The organism is Arthrobacter halodurans (assembly GCF_041877255.1).
Lineage (GTDB): Bacteria > Actinomycetota > Actinomycetes > Actinomycetales > Micrococcaceae > Arthrobacter_N > Arthrobacter_N halodurans.
This window is the reverse complement of the sequence record NZ_JBHDLJ010000002.1, coordinates 397,658-413,398: the sequence shown is the minus strand read 5'-3', so window position 1 is coordinate 413,398 and position 15,741 is coordinate 397,658. Positions and strand designations below refer to the sequence as shown.

14 protein-coding genes are annotated in these 15,741 nt (G+C 74.3%); 9 read left to right on the top strand and 5 right to left on the bottom strand.

Annotated features, from left to right (window positions below; genetic code table 11):
* Positions 1–59 precede the first annotated feature (59 nt).
* The 3 genes from ACETWP_RS04295 to pcaC are packed head-to-tail and all read left to right on the top strand — an operon-like array spanning position 60 to position 2,867.
* Positions 60–1,604 carry a lyase family protein gene (locus ACETWP_RS04295; protein WP_373970960.1) on the top strand — a complete coding sequence of 515 codons (1,545 nt, stop codon included), beginning with the start codon at positions 60–62 and terminating at the stop codon, positions 1,602–1,604.
* Complete coding sequence (locus tag ACETWP_RS04290) at positions 1,601–2,419, top strand: alpha/beta fold hydrolase (RefSeq protein WP_373970959.1); 819 nt, start codon at positions 1,601–1,603, stop codon at positions 2,417–2,419. Before ACETWP_RS04295 ends, ACETWP_RS04290 begins: the two co-directional genes overlap by 4 nt.
* Before the next feature lie 40 nt (positions 2,420–2,459).
* The gene (gene pcaC / locus ACETWP_RS04285; protein WP_373970958.1) at positions 2,460–2,867 is read left to right on the top strand and encodes a 4-carboxymuconolactone decarboxylase; all 408 of its coding nucleotides are present in this window, start codon (positions 2,460–2,462) and stop codon (positions 2,865–2,867) included.
* A 78-nt stretch (positions 2,868–2,945) separates the two neighbouring features.
* Here the strand turns inward: pcaC and ACETWP_RS04280 are convergent, their stop codons facing one another.
* Together ACETWP_RS04280 and ACETWP_RS04275 are read right to left on the bottom strand one after the other, a co-directional pair.
* Positions 2,946–3,356, bottom strand: coding sequence for a DUF302 domain-containing protein (locus tag ACETWP_RS04280; protein WP_373970957.1), 411 nt, complete (start codon positions 3,354–3,356; stop codon positions 2,946–2,948).
* 59 nt (positions 3,357–3,415) lie between these two features.
* Positions 3,416–3,673, bottom strand: a complete 258-nt coding sequence (locus ACETWP_RS04275; protein WP_373970956.1) for a metal-sensitive transcriptional regulator — start codon at positions 3,671–3,673, stop codon at positions 3,416–3,418.
* Positions 3,674–3,860: 187 nt separating this feature from the next.
* Here ACETWP_RS04275 and ACETWP_RS04270 point away from each other — a divergent pair, with 187 nt between their 5' ends.
* On the top strand, positions 3,861–4,031 hold the full coding sequence (locus ACETWP_RS04270; protein WP_373970955.1) for a DUF8730 family Cys-rich protein: 171 nt from the start codon (positions 3,861–3,863) through the stop codon (positions 4,029–4,031).
* Positions 4,032–4,054: 23 nt separating this feature from the next.
* Here the strand turns inward: ACETWP_RS04270 and ACETWP_RS04265 are convergent, their stop codons facing one another.
* Together ACETWP_RS04265 and ACETWP_RS04260 are read right to left on the bottom strand one after the other, a co-directional pair.
* Positions 4,055–5,878, bottom strand: a complete 1,824-nt coding sequence (locus ACETWP_RS04265) for an FMN-binding glutamate synthase family protein (RefSeq protein ID WP_373970954.1) — start codon at positions 5,876–5,878, stop codon at positions 4,055–4,057.
* 10 nt (positions 5,879–5,888) lie between these two features.
* Positions 5,889–6,470 (bottom strand): acyl-CoA thioesterase, encoded by a 582-nt coding sequence (locus tag ACETWP_RS04260; protein ID WP_373970953.1) that lies wholly within the window; start codon positions 6,468–6,470, stop codon positions 5,889–5,891.
* 135 nt (positions 6,471–6,605) lie between these two features.
* Here ACETWP_RS04260 and ACETWP_RS04255 point away from each other — a divergent pair, with 135 nt between their 5' ends.
* Positions 6,606–7,913, top strand: coding sequence for an MFS transporter (locus ACETWP_RS04255; protein WP_373971025.1), 1,308 nt, complete (start codon positions 6,606–6,608; stop codon positions 7,911–7,913).
* Between the two features lie 59 nt (positions 7,914–7,972).
* On the opposite strand, the gene ACETWP_RS04250 is transcribed toward ACETWP_RS04255, so the two are convergent.
* Positions 7,973–9,829 (bottom strand): glycoside hydrolase family 15 protein, encoded by a 1,857-nt coding sequence (locus ACETWP_RS04250; RefSeq protein WP_373971024.1) that lies wholly within the window; start codon positions 9,827–9,829, stop codon positions 7,973–7,975.
* A 268-nt stretch (positions 9,830–10,097) separates the two neighbouring features.
* Between ACETWP_RS04250 and ACETWP_RS04245 the strand changes: the two genes are divergently transcribed.
* The 4 genes from ACETWP_RS04245 to ACETWP_RS04230 are packed head-to-tail and all read left to right on the top strand — an operon-like array spanning position 10,098 to position 15,720.
* Positions 10,098–10,883 carry a DeoR/GlpR family DNA-binding transcription regulator gene (locus ACETWP_RS04245; protein WP_373970952.1) on the top strand — a complete coding sequence of 262 codons (786 nt, stop codon included), beginning with the start codon at positions 10,098–10,100 and terminating at the stop codon, positions 10,881–10,883.
* Positions 10,880–11,836, top strand: coding sequence for a 1-phosphofructokinase family hexose kinase (locus ACETWP_RS04240; protein ID WP_373970951.1), 957 nt, complete (start codon positions 10,880–10,882; stop codon positions 11,834–11,836). The genes ACETWP_RS04245 and ACETWP_RS04240 overlap by 4 nt, the downstream gene beginning before the upstream one ends.
* 23 nt (positions 11,837–11,859) lie before the next feature.
* Entirely contained in the window at positions 11,860–13,992 is a 2,133-nt protein-coding gene (locus ACETWP_RS04235) for a PTS fructose transporter subunit IIABC (RefSeq protein WP_373970950.1), read from the top strand.
* 36 nt (positions 13,993–14,028) lie between these two features.
* Positions 14,029–15,720, top strand: coding sequence for a putative PEP-binding protein (locus ACETWP_RS04230; protein WP_373970949.1), 1,692 nt, complete (start codon positions 14,029–14,031; stop codon positions 15,718–15,720).
* Positions 15,721–15,741: the final 21 nt, after the last annotated feature.

The following is a 15,741-nucleotide window of genomic DNA, read 5'->3' as shown; positions in this document are numbered from 1 at the left end:
CACCGCCGGGCGCCGACCCGCGCGGGATCCGCGCCGACGATTCTTGACGAGGGAGCACCATGAGCACCGCGGACCACGGCCTGCTGTCCCCGGCCTGGGCCGGCACGCCGGCCGCCGCCGCGACGTCCGACGAGGCCGTCCTGCAGGCCATGCTCGACGTCGAGGCGGCCTGGGTGGCCGTGCTGGCCGACGCCGGCCTCTGCGACCCCGCCGACGCGGACGCCCTGGACGCGGCGGCCGACGCGGCGCTGTACGACACCGCGTCCGTCGCGGCACGTGGGCGCGACGGCGGCAACCCGCTGATCCCGCTGCTGGGCGACCTGCGCCGGGAGCTGCGCGGGCAGGGGATCTCCGAGACGGCCGCGGCGACCGTCCACCGCGGCGCGACCAGCCAGGACATCGTGGACACCGCGCTGATGCTGGTGTGCGTGCGCGCCGGCGAGCTGCTGCGCGCCGATCTGGCCCGGGCGGCCGATGCCCTCGCCGGCCTGGCGACGGCGCACGCGGACACCGTCTGCGTCGCCAGGTCGCTCACGCAGCACGCGCTGCCGACCTCGTTCGGCCTGCGTGCCGCCAACTGGCTCGCGGGCGTCGTGGCGGCAGGCCGGCGGCTCGACGCGGCCCTCGACTCCGCGCCGCTGCAGTGGGGCGGCGCCGTCGGGACGCTGGCCTCGCTCACCGACCGGCTCGCCGCGGACGGCGCCGACGGCGGGACCGGCAGCGGGCCCGGCAGCGGAACCGCCGACGCCGTGCCCTCGCTGACCGCCGCGCTGGCCGACCGGCTCGGGCTCACCGATCCCGTCGCGCCCTGGCACACGAACCGGCTCCCCGTCACGGCGTGGGGCGCCGCCCTCGCGGACGTGACCGCCGCGGCGGGCAAGGTCGCCGCCGACGTGCTCATCCTCGCCCGCCCCGAGATCGGGGAGGTCGCCGAGCCGGGCGGCGAGGGGCGCGGCGGCTCCTCCGCCATGCCGCAGAAGCGCAATCCCGTCCTGTCCGTCCTCATCCGCTCGGCCGCCCTCGCCGCCCCGCAGCAGGCCGCCCAGCTGTTCCTCGCCGCGGGCACGGCCGTGGACGAGCGCCCCGACGGCGCGTGGCACTCCGAGTGGGCCGCCCTGCGCGAGCTGCTGCGCCTCGCGGCCGGCGCCGCGGAGAAGCTGGCGGAACTCGCCACGGGGCTGGAGGTGGACACCGCCGCCATGGGGCGCAACGTCGGGATCTCCGGCGACCTGCTCGTCAGCGAGCGGATCGTGGCGCGCGCCGCGCCCCTGCTGGGCCCCGGAGCCCCCAGCGGGACCGCAACCGCGGGAGGAACCCCGCCCGCCGGAGGCACCGGGCCCGCCGGCTCCGCCGGCGACGGGGCGGCCGGCGACGGGGCGGCCGGCGACGGGGCGGCCGAGGTCCGGCGCCTGGTGCTCCAGTCCCTGAACGACGGCGTTCCCCTGCGCGGGCTGTTGCGCCGCGCGATCGACCCCGCCCTGCTCTCCGACGACCAACTCGCCGCCCTGTTGGATCCGTCCGGCTATCTCGGCCAGTCCCGCGCCTTCATCGACCGCATCGCGGCGGACCACAGCGAGTGGGCCGCCTCCCGGAAGGAACCATGACCGAACCCCAGCTGACCGCCACCGCCCTCAACGTTTCGGCCGACGACGCCGCGGGCAAGCCCACCCTGGTGCTGGGCCCCTCGCTGGGCACCGGCGCCGCGGCCCTGTGGGGTCCGATCGTCCCGTATCTCGGCGACGACTTCCGCCTGGTCGCCTGGGACCTCCCCGGGCACGGCGCCGGCGTCCCGTCGTCCGCGGAGTTCTCCATGGCGGAGCTGGCCTCCGCCGTCGTTTCGCTCGTGCGCGGGCTCGAATCCGAGGGCCGCGTGGACCCCGCGCTCCCGGCCTTCTACGCCGGCGTGTCCGTCGGCGGGGCCGCGGGACTCCAGCTGGGGCTCGACTACCCGGGGCTGTTCTCCGGACTGGCGATCATCTGCTCCGCGGCGAAGATCGGCACGCCGGAGGGCTGGACGGATCGTGCGGAGCTGGTCGCGAAGGCCGGGACGCCGACCATGGTCGCCGGGTCCGCGGAACGCTGGTTCGCCCCGGGCTTCATCGAGAAGAACCCCGTCGTCACCACCGAGCTGCTGCACACGCTGCAGGACGCGGACCGCTTCTCCTACGCCCACGCCTGCCGCGCGCTGGCGGGCTTCGACCTGCGCGGCGAGCTGGGCCGGATCACCGATCCCGTGCTCGCCATCGCCGGCGCGCACGACGCCGTCTGCCCGCCGGCCGACGCCGAGGCCGTGGCGGCCGGCGTCGCCCGGGGGCGCTCCGCCGTCGTGCCGTCCGCCGCGCACCTGGCCCCCGCCGAGGATCCGGAGGCAACCGCCCGGCTGCTGCTGGAGTTCTTCACCGGGACCGACGGCGCCTGACGCCCGGCCCCTCCCCCGCCACCCCACCACAAGGAGCGACATGCCCGACACATCCCGCCTGCCCGGCGATCCCTACGACGCCGGGATGGCGGTGCGGCGCGAGGTGCTCGGCGACGAGCACGTGGACCGCGCGACGGCCGCCGCCGACGCGTTCACCGGCGAGTTCCAGGAGATGATCACCCGCTACGCGTGGGGCACCGTCTGGACCCGCCCGGGCCTGTCCCGCACGACGCGCTCCGCGATCACGCTCACCGCCATGATCGCCGGCGGCTACTGGGAGGAACTGGAGATGCACGTGCACGCGGCCCTGCGCAACGGCATGACGGCGGAGGAGATCCAGGAGGTCTTCCTGCAGTCGGCGATCTACTGCTCGGTTCCCGCGGCGAACGTGGCCTTCAAGATCGGCAAGCAGGTGCTCGCCGAGTACGAGGCGCGCCCGGAGGCCTGACGCGGGGCCGGGCGTCCCCCGCCGCGACCGGCGCGAGCGCCGGGGCCGGCGCCCCCACCGCGCGGCGGCGGGGGCCGGCTACCGCGCGATCAGGTCGGCCAGCGCCGCGCGCAGGCGGGTCTCGGCATCCTCGGCGACGAGCCGGACCTCGGCGCTGTCGCTGAGCTGGACCATCGTCTGCGGATCGATGGTCTCCACGGTGGTCGCCTCCGCGCCGGGCGCGCGGCGCACGACGACGTTGCATGGCAACAGGGCGCCCATCTCCGGCTCGGCGGACAGCGCGCGGCTGGCCAGGCCCGGGTTGCAGGCGCCCAGGATGATGTATTCGCCGAGCGCCTCCGCGGCTTCGGCGCCCAGCTTCGACTCGAAGGTCTGGCGGACGTCGATCTCCGACAGGATGCCGAACCCCTGCGCGGCCAGGGCCTCGCGCGTGCGCACGAGGGCCCCGTCCCAGTCCAGCGGTACGACGACGGTGTGCGTGTAGGCCATGGTGCTCCTCGGGTTCGTGGTGCGGCGTGCCGCCGGCGCAGTGCCGGCGGGTGAACGGGTCAGGCGAGGGACAGGAAGAGCTTCTCCATGTCCTTCTTGTTCATGGTCGAATCCTCGCTGAGGAGGCACTGCTCCAGCCCGGTCGCGATGATCGCGAAGCCGGCGCGGTCCAGGGCCTTGGAGACGGCGGCGAGCTGCGTGACGATGTCCTTGCAGTCGCTCCCCCCTTCGAGCATCCGGGTGACGGCGGCGAGCTGGCCCTGGGCGCGCTTGAGCCGGTTGATGATGGGGGTGACTTCTTGGGTGTCGAGCTGCATGGGGGTTCTCCAGGTCGTGGGCTGCCGGTTCCGTTCCGGGCTTCGCGGCTCCCGCCCGCCCGGTGCGGACCTGCCCTCAAGGCTAGCGGATCGGCTCCCGATTGGATACCCCGGGGGGTAGTTTGATACCCCGGGAGGTATGTGGGACGATGGGTGGGCGCCAACCCGCCGACCCCAGGAGAACACCATGTGCCGAGCCGTCAAGTGCCGCAGCTGCGGGAAGACCACGTGGGCCGGATGCGGCAACCACGTCCAGGACGTCATGCGCCACATCCCGAAGTCCGAGCGCTGCACCTGCGACCGCACCGCCACGACCGGGAACGGCGGGGGCTGGTTCGCCCGGCTCCTCGGCAAGTGACGCGGCGCTGAGTGGCGCCGCCGCTAGGGGCGGCCCTCCGGGCGCACCGCGTCCCCCGCGATCCGCGGCGTCGCCGGACCCCCCGGGCCGGCCCCCGGCTCGGTGCGGCGGGGCTCGGCCAGGATCACGACGACGGAACGTCCGCGGCGCCGCGCGCCGTCCGGCCTGCGCCACCCCTTCCCGGACGCCTCGGCGAACACCGAGCGCTGGCGCTCCAACGCCGCGGCCTCCGACGCCGTCGGCTCCAGCCACGGGGTGTCGGCATGCTCGCCGAAATGGTCGGCGTCCGATTCCTCCCAGTCCAGCCGCCAGCCGCGCGGCGGGTCCATCAACAGCTCCCCCGGCCGCAGCCAGTGGTAGAGCGAGGCGTAGCTCCGCGTGGTCAGGTGGTCGACGCGCCGCCGGAGCATGCGCTGATTGAGCCGGCCGGGATCGGCGACGCCGAGGGACGCCATGATCTGCTCGGCCTCCCGGACGGTCAGCTTGTGGTAGTTGTGCACGCGGTTCCCCTTGTCCTCCACGTCGAGGGCGCGCATGAGGCGCGCGTCCTGCGTGGCGACGCCGACGGGACACTCGTTGGTGTGGCACTTCTGGGCCTGGATGCAGCCGGTGGCCATCATCATGGCGCGCGCGCTCATCGTGAAGTCCGCGCCCTGGATCAGCCGCTTCACGATGTCGCTTCCGGTCGCGACCTTGCCGGCGGCGCCGAGCTTGATCCTCTCGCGCAGCCCGCAGCCGACGAGCGCGTTGTGCACCAGCATGAGCCCCTCGGTCAGGGGCGTCCCCACGTGGTCCTCGTACTCCAGCGGGGCCGCGCCGGTGCCGCCCTCGGAGCCGTCGACGATGATGTAGTCCGGGGTGACGCCCGTTTCCATCATGGCCTTGCACATCGCGAGGACGTCGGTCCGCGAGCCGACGCAGAACTTGTAGCCGATCGGCTTGCCGCCGGAGAGCTCGCGCAGCGTCCGCACGAACACCATGAGCTCGCGCGGCGTGCGGAAGGCCGAGTGCGACGCGGGCGAGACGCAGTCCACGCCCTGCGGGACGCCGCGGGCCTCGGCGATCTCCTCGGTGACCTTGGCCGCGGGCAGGACACCGCCGAGGCCGGGCTTGGCGCCCTGGCTGAGCTTGATGGTGATGCCCTTGACGTTGGGGTGCGCGGCCTTGGCCGCGAAGGATTCGGGGTCGAAGCGGCCGGCGTCGTCCCGGCACCCGAAGTACCCGGAGCCGATCTCCCAGAACAGGTCCGCCCCGTGCTCGAGGTGGTGCCGCGTCAGCCCGCCCTCGCCGGTCTCCTGGAGGAATCCGCCGAGCGCTGCCCCCTTGTTCATGGCCAGCACGGCGTTCTTGGACAGCGAGCCGAAGCTCATCGACGAGATGTTCAGCAGGGACGCGTCGTAGGGCCGCGCGCAGTCCGGGCCGCCGATGCGCACGCGGTGCGGCGACGACGGCGGCGCCACCGGGACCGTGGAGTGCAGCAGGTACTCGTAGCCCAGCTCGTTGACGTCGCGCTCGGTGCCGAACGCTTTGTGGCTGTCCGCCCCCTTGGCGCGGGCGTAGACCAGGGACCGGGTGTCGCGGTCGAACGGGCGCCCGTCGTAGTTCCGCTCGATGAAGTACTGCTGGATCTCCGGCCGGATCGACTCCAGCAGGTAGCGCAGGTGCCCGAGAACCGGGAAATTGCGCAGGATCGCGTGCCGGGTCTGGAGCACGTCGTGGACGCCGAGCCCGAGCACCAGCAGCACGGCGGCCGCGAGCACCCACCAGCCCGCCGAGCCGAAGGCCGCGGCCACAACGGTGGCGAAACCGAGGGACGCCAAGAGGGCCAGGATGAGGAAGCGCACCATGGGGGCGAGCCTACTCCCCGCGGAGGGCACCGTCCCGGGCGCCGCGGCCCCAGTGGTGCGGGGCCGGCTTGCGCGACCCCGGCAGCGCGGTCCGCGCCCGCCACTCGGCCACCCACTCCGGGAGCACCAGGTCCGCCGGGGGCTGCTCACCGAGCGCCGCGAGGATCTCCGCATTGGGCACCGGGCCGTGCTTGGACAACAGCCGGGTGGCGATGTGCGCGCTGGCGTAGACCTCGCCGTCGGCCACGATGCGCTGCTCGAAGTAGATGCACCTCTCGTCGAAGCCGGCCACCCGCGTCTCCTGGGTGAAGCGCTGGTTGAAGACCACGGACTTGCGGAACGTGATGGTCTCGGCCTGCACCACGGGGCTCCAGCCGTTGCGCCTCATGACGTCCCAGGCCCCGGCGCGGATCATCAGGTCGAAGCGCCCGAGGTCGAACAGCGAGAAGTACACGCCGTTGTTGATGTGCCCGGCGACGTCGATGTCCGTCAACAGCGCGCGCATAGGCAGCGAACCGGGCTCGAAGAGCGAGAGCGCGGGGCGGCGCCTGGCCGTGGCCAGCAGGGCGAGGAAGCGGAAGAGCATGTGCATGCCCCGATACTACCCACAGGTAACTTGCGCGGACCGGGACTGCGCCGGGCTTCGCCGTCCCTCAGTGATTGACATCATTCAATCACTCAGGCGATACTGGGGTGGACGCGCCCGGCCGGCGCGCCCGCGGCACCGATCCGAAAGGGACTTCCCATGGCTCCGCGCGCCCTGCGGCCCTTCGCCCACCGCGACTACCGCACGCTGATGGCGGCCCTCGTCGTCAGCGTCTTCGGCCACGGCATGTGGGCGGTCGCCATGGTCTACCAGGTCAGGCGGCTCGGCGGCGGACCGGTCGAGCTGTCCGTCGTCGCGACGGCCACCAGCGTGGGGTTGCTCGCGTTCGTCCTGGTCGGCGGCATCGCGGCCGACCGCGTCTCCTGCCGCCGGATCATCGTCTCCGTCGAGGCGGCCAGCCTGACGGTGATGTCCACCGTGGCGGTGCTGGCGCTCACGGGCGCCGTCGCCCTGTGGCACCTCGCCGTCGCCGGGTTCCTGGTCGGCGCCGGGGCCGCGTTCTTCTTCCCGGCCTACTCCGCGCTGTTGCCGCGCATGCTCCCGGCGGAGGACCTGCTCGCCGCCAACGGGATGGAGGGCACGCTGCGCCCCGTCCTGCAGCAGGCCGCCGGGCCCGCGGCGGCCGGCATGGTCGTCGCCGCACTGTCGCCGGCCCACGCGATCGCGGGCATCGCGGCCTGCCACCTCGCGGCCCTCCTCGTCCTCACCACGCTGGCACACGACCGCCGCTACGACGCGCACCTGCCGCCCGGCCGGCAGCGGCCGAGCGTCGTCGCCGATCTCCGCGAGGGCGTCTCCTACACGGTGCGCACCCCGTGGCTGCTGTGGACGCTGCTCTTCGCCGTGATCGCGGTGCTCAGCTTCATCGGCCCCCTGGAGGTGCTGCTCCCGTTCGTCGTCGAGGACCAGCTCGGCGGCGACGCCGAGACGTTCGGCTTCCTGCTGGCCGCCTTCGGCGTGGGCGGCGCCGTCGGATCCCTGGGGACGGCCTCGCTGCCGCTGCCGCGGCGGTACCTCACGTGGATGATCATGGTCTGGGGCTTCGGCGCCCTGCCGCTCGCCGCCGTCGGCTTCGTCGACGGCTTCTGGCAGCTCGCGACGCTCCTGTTCGTCGTCGGCGTCACGGGCGGGATCGGGCAGGTCATCTGGGGCACGCTGCTGCAGCGCCGCGTGCCGCCGCACATGCTCGGCCGGGTCTCCAGCCTGGACTTCTTCGTGTCGCTGTCCCTCATGCCGCTGTCGATGGCGCTCGCGGGACCGATCGGCGAGGCCGTGCCGCTCTGGATCGTCTTCGTGGTGGCCGGCGTCGTCTCGCCCGTGGTCGGCGTCGTCGCGTGGCTGGCCGCGCGCATGGCGCGGGACGAGATCGCACATCCGCTGGACGCGCCGGCGGCGCAACCGGAGCCCGCGGCGGACGCCGGACCGTAGCCGCCGGTCCGCCGCGGGCGCGCCGCAGATCGGCAGCCTCGGCGGGCCGCATCGACGGGCTACAGCGGCGGCTGGGCGTGGCCGTTGATCGCGTCGGCGGCCCTGATGAGCGCCAGGTGGGAGAACGCCTGCGGGAAGTTCCCGGCCATCCGCCCGCCGACGGTGTCGTACTCCTCGGACATCAGGCCCAGTCCGTTCGCGAAACCGACCAGCCGGTCCATGAGGGCGCGCGCGTCGTCGATCCGCCCCGAGCGCGCGTACTGCTCCACGAGCCAGAAGGAGCAGGCGAGGAAGGGGTGCTCCCCCGGCGGCAACCCGTCGGCGGCGGCCGCGGTCCGGTAGCGGCGCAGCAGACCCGCGTCGTCCATGAGGTCGCGCTCGAGGCGCGCCACGGTCCCGAGCATCCGCGGGTCGTCGTGCGCGACGAAGCCAACCTGCGCCAGGACCAGCAGCGACGCGTCCACCTCCCGGGACCCATAGGACTGGGTGAACGAGCCGAGCTCCTCGTCGAACCCCTCCTCCAGAAGCTCGTCGCGGAGCCGGTCCCGGAGCTCCTCCCAGCGGCCGGCGTCGCCGTCGAGCCCGTGGTCGCGCACCGCGCAGACGCCCCGGTCGAAGGCCGCCCACATCATGGCCCGCGAGTGGGTGAAGTGCCGCGGCTCGCCGCGCATCTCCCAGATGCCGTGGTCCTTCCGGTCCAGGTGGCGCTCCACGTACGCCAGGAGCGCCTTCTGCAGCGGCCAGGAGAAGTGGTCCTCCACCCCGCCCAGGTTCCGGAGCTTCTCGAGCGCGACGAGGACCTCGCCGACGACGTCGCCCTGGTACTGGGCGACCGCGCCGTTGCCGATCCGCACCGGCCGCGAGTCCGCGTACCCGGCCAGGTGGCCCAGCTCGCGTTCCGGCAGCTGGCGCTCCCCCGCCAGCCCGTACATGATCTGCAGGTCCTCGGGATCCCCCGCGACGGCGCGGAGGAGCCAGTCGCGCCACTGCAGCGCCTCCCGGCCGTAGCCGTGGGTCATCATCGCCTCCAGCGTCAGCGCGGCGTCGCGCAGCCAGCAGAAGCGGTAGTCCCAGTTGCGCTCGCCGCCGAAGTGCTCGGGGAGCGAGGTGGTCGGCGCCGCGACGATCCCCCCGGTCGCGTCGTGCGTGAGCGCGCGCAGGACCAGCAGCGAGCGCTGCACGATCGAGTGGTACGCCTCCTGCGCCGGCAGCGCCTTGGCCCAGTCCCGCCAGTACGACGACGTGTGGTGCAGCCGCGCGCCGGTCGCCGCGCGCGGCGGGACCTCGCGGTGCGACGGGTACCAGCAGAGCTCGAGGTCGACGACGTCGCCGGCGGAGACGGTGAACACCCCGGTATGCCGGCGGCCCTCGGCGTGCGGCAGCCGGTCCCCGTGCAGCACGATCGCGTCCGGCCCGGCGACGGCCACAATGGACTCCACTCCGGCCTCGTCGGTGTGGCGGCGGACCCACGGCACGACGTCGCCGTAGCCGAAGCGGATGACGAGCTCCTGGCGCATCCGCACCTCGCCCGCCAAGCACTCGACCCGGCGCACGAGCGACGCGCGTTGGTCCCCCACGGGCATGAAGTCGGTCACGAGCACCTCGCCGCCGGACGCGCGCCACAGCGTGTGCAACACGAACGTCCCCTCGACGTAGGAGCGGCCGACGACCTCCGGGACGTCCGCCCCCGCGGCGGCGAACCCCTCGGCACAGTCGTCCACGGCACCGTGCGGCGCCAGCAGCCAGCGGCCGTCGCGGGCGTCGCCCAGTAGGGCGGCGAAGGCGGACGGGGAGTCGAAGCGGGGCAGGCAGAGCCAGTCGACGCTGCCGGTCCGGGAGACGAGCGCGCCCGTGCGCAGATCCGACAAAAGGGCGTAGTCCTCGATGGGGGAAGCCATCCCCCCAGCCAATCCCAGTTCCCGAACCCGCGCAACACGCCGCCTCCCGCGCCGCGTCCGCCGCTCCGCCGGAAGGCGTGGCGGGCCGCCACGCGCCGGGGACCGCCGCTCCGCCGGGAGACGTGGCGCGTCGCCACGCACCGGGGACCGCCGCAGCCCCACCCCCCGATTTTCTGTGTTTATGTTGCTTTCTGTTGACATCTTTGTTTCGGGGAGACTAAGGTCAGGTAAACGCAGAAAGCATGTGATCCGCATCACGAGCGGATCCGACCGGGAGGATTCCGCAATGTTTGCCGAAGAACGCCACCGCCTGATCGGGGGCCTGGTCACCAGCAAGGGCCGCGTCACCGTGGCCGAGCTGTCCGGGAGGTTCGAGATCACCCGGGAAACCGTCCGCCGCGACCTGGCGCAACTGGAGCAGGTCGGCGTCCTGCGCCGCGTGCACGGCGGCGCGGTCGCCGCCGGCAAGGCCAGCACCTCCGAGGAGAGCCTCTCCGCCCGCACCAGCCGCAGGCACGCCGAGAAGGAGCGGATCGCCGCGAAGGCGCTGGGGCTGCTCCCGGTCGGCGAGGCCTCGGTTGTCCTCGATGCGGGCACCACCACCGAATTGCTGGCGGGGCTCATGGCCGACCAGCTGCCGCGGGAGCGCGCCGCCGAGCTGCTCGTCATCACGCACGCCGTCCCCATCGCCTACCGCATCTCCTCCGCGGCCGCGTTCCAGCTCGAGGTCATCGGCGGCCGCGTCCGCGGCCTCACCAGCGCCGCGATCGGCAACCGCACCGTCGTCCAGCTGGAGGCGCTGCGCCCGGACATCGCGTTCGTGGGCGCCAACGGCGTCGACGCGTCCTTCGGCCTGAGCACGCCCGACCCGCTCGAGGCGGCCGTGAAGTCGACCATCGTCCGGTGCGCGCGGCGCGTCGTGGTGCTGGCGGACTCCACCAAGCTCGACCAGGAGGCCCTCGTCCGCTTCGCCGGCCTCGACGAGGTCGACACGCTCGTCACCGACCGCCAGCCGGAGGCCGGCCTGGCCGCCGCGCTGGAGGCGGCCGACGTCGAGGTGGTCCTGGCATGATCGTCACCCTGACCGCGAACCCCAGCATGGACCGCACCGTCGAACTCGTCTCGGCCCTCGTCCGCGGCGGCGTGCAGCGCGCGTCGTCCGCCTCCGCCCAGGCGGCCGGCAAGGGCGTCAACGTCTCCCGCGGCCTCGTCGCGGCCGGGGTGCCCACCCTGGCCGTCCTCCCCGGAGACGCCACGGACCCCGTCGTGCTGGGGCTCCTCGAGGCCGGGCTCCCCCACCGCGCGCTGCCCGTGGGCCAGCCGCTGCGCAGCAACATCACGCTCGCGGAGCCGGACGGCACCACCACCAAGGTCAACGAGCCCGGGCCCGTGCTCACCGCGGAGCACCAGCGGCTGCTCGCCGCCGCGACGGTCGCCGCGTCCTCCGGGGCCGCGTGGGCCGTCCTGGCCGGCTCGCTGCCGCCCGGCGTCGACGCGGGCTTCTACGCCGCGCTCACCGTCCAGCTGCGCCGCGAACTGGGCGACGCGGCGCCGCGGATCGCGGTCGACACCTCCGGCGATCCCCTGCGGGCCCTCTTTGCGGCCGGGCGCGACAGCGCCCCGGACCTGATCAAGCCCAACGCCGAGGAGCTCGCCGAGCTGACGTCGCTCGGCAGCGAGGCGGAGTTCGAGGCCGATCCGCGCTTCGCCGCCACCGCCGCCCGCTCGCTGGTCGACTCCGGAACAGGGGCCGTCCTGGCCACGCTCGGCGCCCGGGGCGCCGTGCTGGTCACCGCGGACGGCGCCTGGCTCGCCACGCACCCGCCCGTCGCCGCCCGGAGCACCGTCGGTGCCGGCGACTCGTCGCTGGCCGGCTACCTGCTGGCCCACAGCCGCGGGGCCTCGGCCCCGGACTGCCTCCGCCAGGCGGTGGCACACGGCTCCGCCGCCGTGTCCCTGCCCGGATCCACCATCCCCACCGTCGAACAGACGGCACCCGCCTCCGTCACCGTCGTCGAACTCTGATGTCCCACCCTAAGGAAAAAGCCATGTCCCGACTGATCACCGAAGAGCTCGTCCTGCTCGACACCGACCTCGGTTCCACCAGCACCGACGTCATCGCCCGCCTCACCGAGACCGTGGTCGCCGCCGGCCGCGCGTCCGGCTTCGAGGGCCTCTACAACGACGCCGTGGCCCGCGAGCGCAAGACCGCGACCGGTGTGCCGGGCGGCATCGCCATCCCGCACTGCCGCTCGACCGCCGTGCTCGAGCCCACCCTGGGCATGGCCCGGCTCCGCCCCGCCGTCGACTTCGGCGCCAAGGACGGCCCCGCCGACCTGGTGTTCTTCATCGCCGCCCCCGAGGGCGCGGACCAGGAGCACCTGAAGCTCCTCTCGAAGCTGGCGCGCTCCCTGGTGAAGAAGGACTTCACCGCGGCGTTGCGCGCGGCCGCCACCGAGGCGGAAATCGTCGCGCTCGTCGAGCAGGCCGTGAGCCCCGCCCCGGCCGCCGCCCCGGAGAGCGCCGCCGGCGCCCCCTCGGCGCCCGCCGCGGCGGGTGCCGCCGGTTCGGCCGCCGCCTCGCCCGGCGGGCCGGGCTTCGCCGCCCCCGGGACACCGGCCGACTCCGGGACCCCGGCCGCCGGAACACCGGCGCCGTCCGCCGGCGCCTCCACCCGGCCGACCCTGGTCGCGGTCACCGCCTGCCCCACCGGCATCGCCCACACCTACATGGCCGCCGACTCGCTCGTCGCGGCGGCCGAGGAGGCCGGCGTCGACCTGCAGGTGGAAACCCAGGGCTCCTCCGGCGCGACGCCGTTGGACCCCGCGGTGATCGCGGCGGCCGGAGCCGTCATCTTCGCCGTCGACGTCGACGTCCGCGGCAAGGAGCGCTTCGTCGGGAAGCCGGTCATCCAGTCGCCCGTCAAGCGCGGCATCGACGAGCCCGACGTCATGGTCGCGGAGGCGCTCGCCGCCGCGAAGGACCCCAACGCCCGCCGGGTGGTCGGCTACGGCTCCGGCGAGGATTCAGAATTCGGCGCCTCCGGGGGCCGCGAGAGCGTCGGCGCGCTGCTCAAGCGCGCGCTGCTCACCGGCGTCAGCTACATGATCCCGTTCGTCGCCGGCGGCGGCCTGCTGATCGCCCTGGGCTTCCTGCTCGGCGGCTACGACATCACGGACATTGCCGACGACGTGGTGCTGGAGAACAGCTTCGCCAACCTGCCCGAGGGCGGGCTGGGCATCTACCTCGGCGCCGTCCTGTTCAAGATCGGCGCCCTGTCGATGAGCTTCCTGATCCCGGTGCTCGCCGGCTACATCGCGTTCGCCTTCGCCGACCGCCCGGGTCTGGCGCCCGGATTCACCGCCGGCGCCGTGGCCGGGTTCATGGGCGCCGGGTTCCTCGGCGGCATCGTCGGCGGACTGCTCGCCGGCGTCGTGGCCCGCTGGATCGGCTCCTGGAAGGTCCCGCGCTGGCTGCGCGGCCTGATGCCCGTCGTCATCATCCCGCTGCTCGGCTCGATCATCGCCTCCGGCGCCATGTTCCTGTTCCTCGGCGGCCCGATCGCCTACGCCAGCGCCGGCCTGAACAGCTGGCTCGGCAGCATGACCGGCGCGGCCGCACTGCTCCTCGGGCTCATCCTCGGCCTGATGATGGCGTTCGACCTCGGCGGCCCGGTCAACAAGGTGGCCTACTCCTTCGCCGTCGCCGGCCTCGGCGCCGCGACCGTCGCCAACCAGGCCCCGCTGCAGATCATGGCCGCCGTCATGGCGGCCGGCATGGTCCCGCCGCTGGCCATGGCGCTGGCCACCCTGCTGGACCACAAGCGCTTCTCCCTCGCCGAGCGCGAGAACGGCAAGGCCGCCTGGCTGCTCGGCGCGGCATTCATCTCCGAGGGCGCCATCCCGTTCGCCGCGGCCGACCCGCTGCGCGTCATCCCCGCGAGCATGCTCGGCGCCAGCGTCACCGGCGCCCTGGTGATGTCGACGGGCGTGACCTCGCAGGCACCACACGGCGGGATCTTCGTCTTCTTCGCGATCGGCAACGTGGCGATGTTCATCATCTCCATCGTCGTCGGCACGGTGATCTCGGCGCTCGCGGTCATCGCCCTCAAGCGCTACGCCGTGCGCGGCGCCCGGGCCGAGGCGCACGCCGACACCGCCCGCGCCGACGTCATGGCCTAGACCGCAGCCACCACGAGAAGGATTCGAGGTTCCATCATGAGTACCATCCACGGAGTGGGCGTCAGCCCCGGCCGCGTCGTCGGTCCCGTCCTGACGATGCCGCCGGCCATCGCGCCGCCCGTCGCGTCGGCGCCGCTGCCCGCGGGCGCGACACCCGAAACGGAGGCCGAGCGCCTGCGCGCGGCCGGAAAGTCCGTCTCGGCGGACCTCAAGGCCCGCGCGTCGGCGGCGACCGGCGACGCCGCCGACGTCCTGCAGGCCACGGCACTCATGGCCGCGGACCCGATGCTGCTCAAGACCGCGGTGAAGCTGCTGGGAACCGGCCTGAACGCCGAGGCGGCCGTCTGGGAGGCGGCCGAGAAGGTCGCCGCGCAGCTGGCCTCGCTCGGCGGCTACATGGCCGAGCGGGCCACCGACGTGCTCGACGTGCGCGCCCGGATCGTTGCCGAGCTCCGCGGGGTCCCCGCCCCGGGGATCCCGCACTCGGACCGGCCGTTCGTGCTGTGCGCCGAGGACCTGGCGCCCGCCGACACGGCCACGCTCGACCCGGCGCGGGTGATCGCGCTGGTCACCTCGGGCGGCGGGCCGCAGTCGCACACGGCGATCATCGCCCGCGCGCTCGGCCTGCCCGCCGTCGTCGCGGCGGCCGAAGCCGCGGATCTGGCCTCCGGGGCCGAGGTCTTCGTCGACGGCGCCGCGGGCGTCGTCGTCCCGGACCCCGGACCCGCCGAGCGGGCCGCCGCGCAGGCCTACGCCGACCGCGCTCCGCTGCCCGTCTTCAACGGGACGTGCGCGACCGCCGACGGGCACCGCGTGCCGCTGCTGGCGAACGTCGGCGGCGGCGCGGACGCCCGCGCGGCCGCCGCGGCGGGCGCGGAGGGGGTGGGCCTGCTGCGGACCGAGTTCTGCTTCCTGGGCCGCGATGCCGAGCCCGGCCACGACGAGCAGGTCGCCGCATACCGCGGGGTCTTCGACGCGTTCCCGGGCCGCAAGGTGGTCCTGCGCACGCTCGACGCCGGGGCGGACAAGCCGCTGCCGTTCCTCACCGACACGGCCGAGCCGAACCCGGCCCTGGGCGTGCGCGGCTACCGGACCGACACCACCGTGCCGGGCGTCCTGGCCCGCCAGCTGGCCGCGGTCGCGCAGGCCGAGGCCGAGTCCGGGGCCGAGGTCTGGGTGATGGCGCCGATGGTGTCCACCGCCTCCGAGGCCGCCGACTTCGCCGCCCTGTGCGCCGAGGCCGGCCTGCGCGTCCCGGGCGTGATGGTGGAGGTCCCCTCCGCCGCGCTCACGGCCGGCGCCGTGCTGCGGCACGTCGACTTCGCCTCGATCGGCACCAACGACCTCACCCAGTACACGATGGCCGCGGACCGGCAGCTGGGCCCGTTGGCCGCGCTGAACGACCCGTGGCAGCCCGCGGTGCTGGCGCTCGTGAAGGCCACGGCCGACGGCGCCGCCCGCGCCGGGACCGAGGGGTCGCCCAAGCCCGTGGGCGTGTGCGGCGAGGCGGCCGCCGACCCGGCCCTCGCCGTCGTGCTCGTCGGTCTGGGGGCGACCAGCCTGTCGATGACCGCGCGGGCCCTCGAGCAGGTGGCCGCGGTGCTCTCGACCGTCACGTTGGAGCGGGCCCGCGAGCTCGCCGCCCTGGCGCTGGATGCCGAGAGCGCGGTCGACGCGCGGGAGGCGGTGCGCGCGAGCCTGCCGATTCTGGAACAGTTGGGGCTCTAGCCGGGCGGCGCCGGCCCGGGC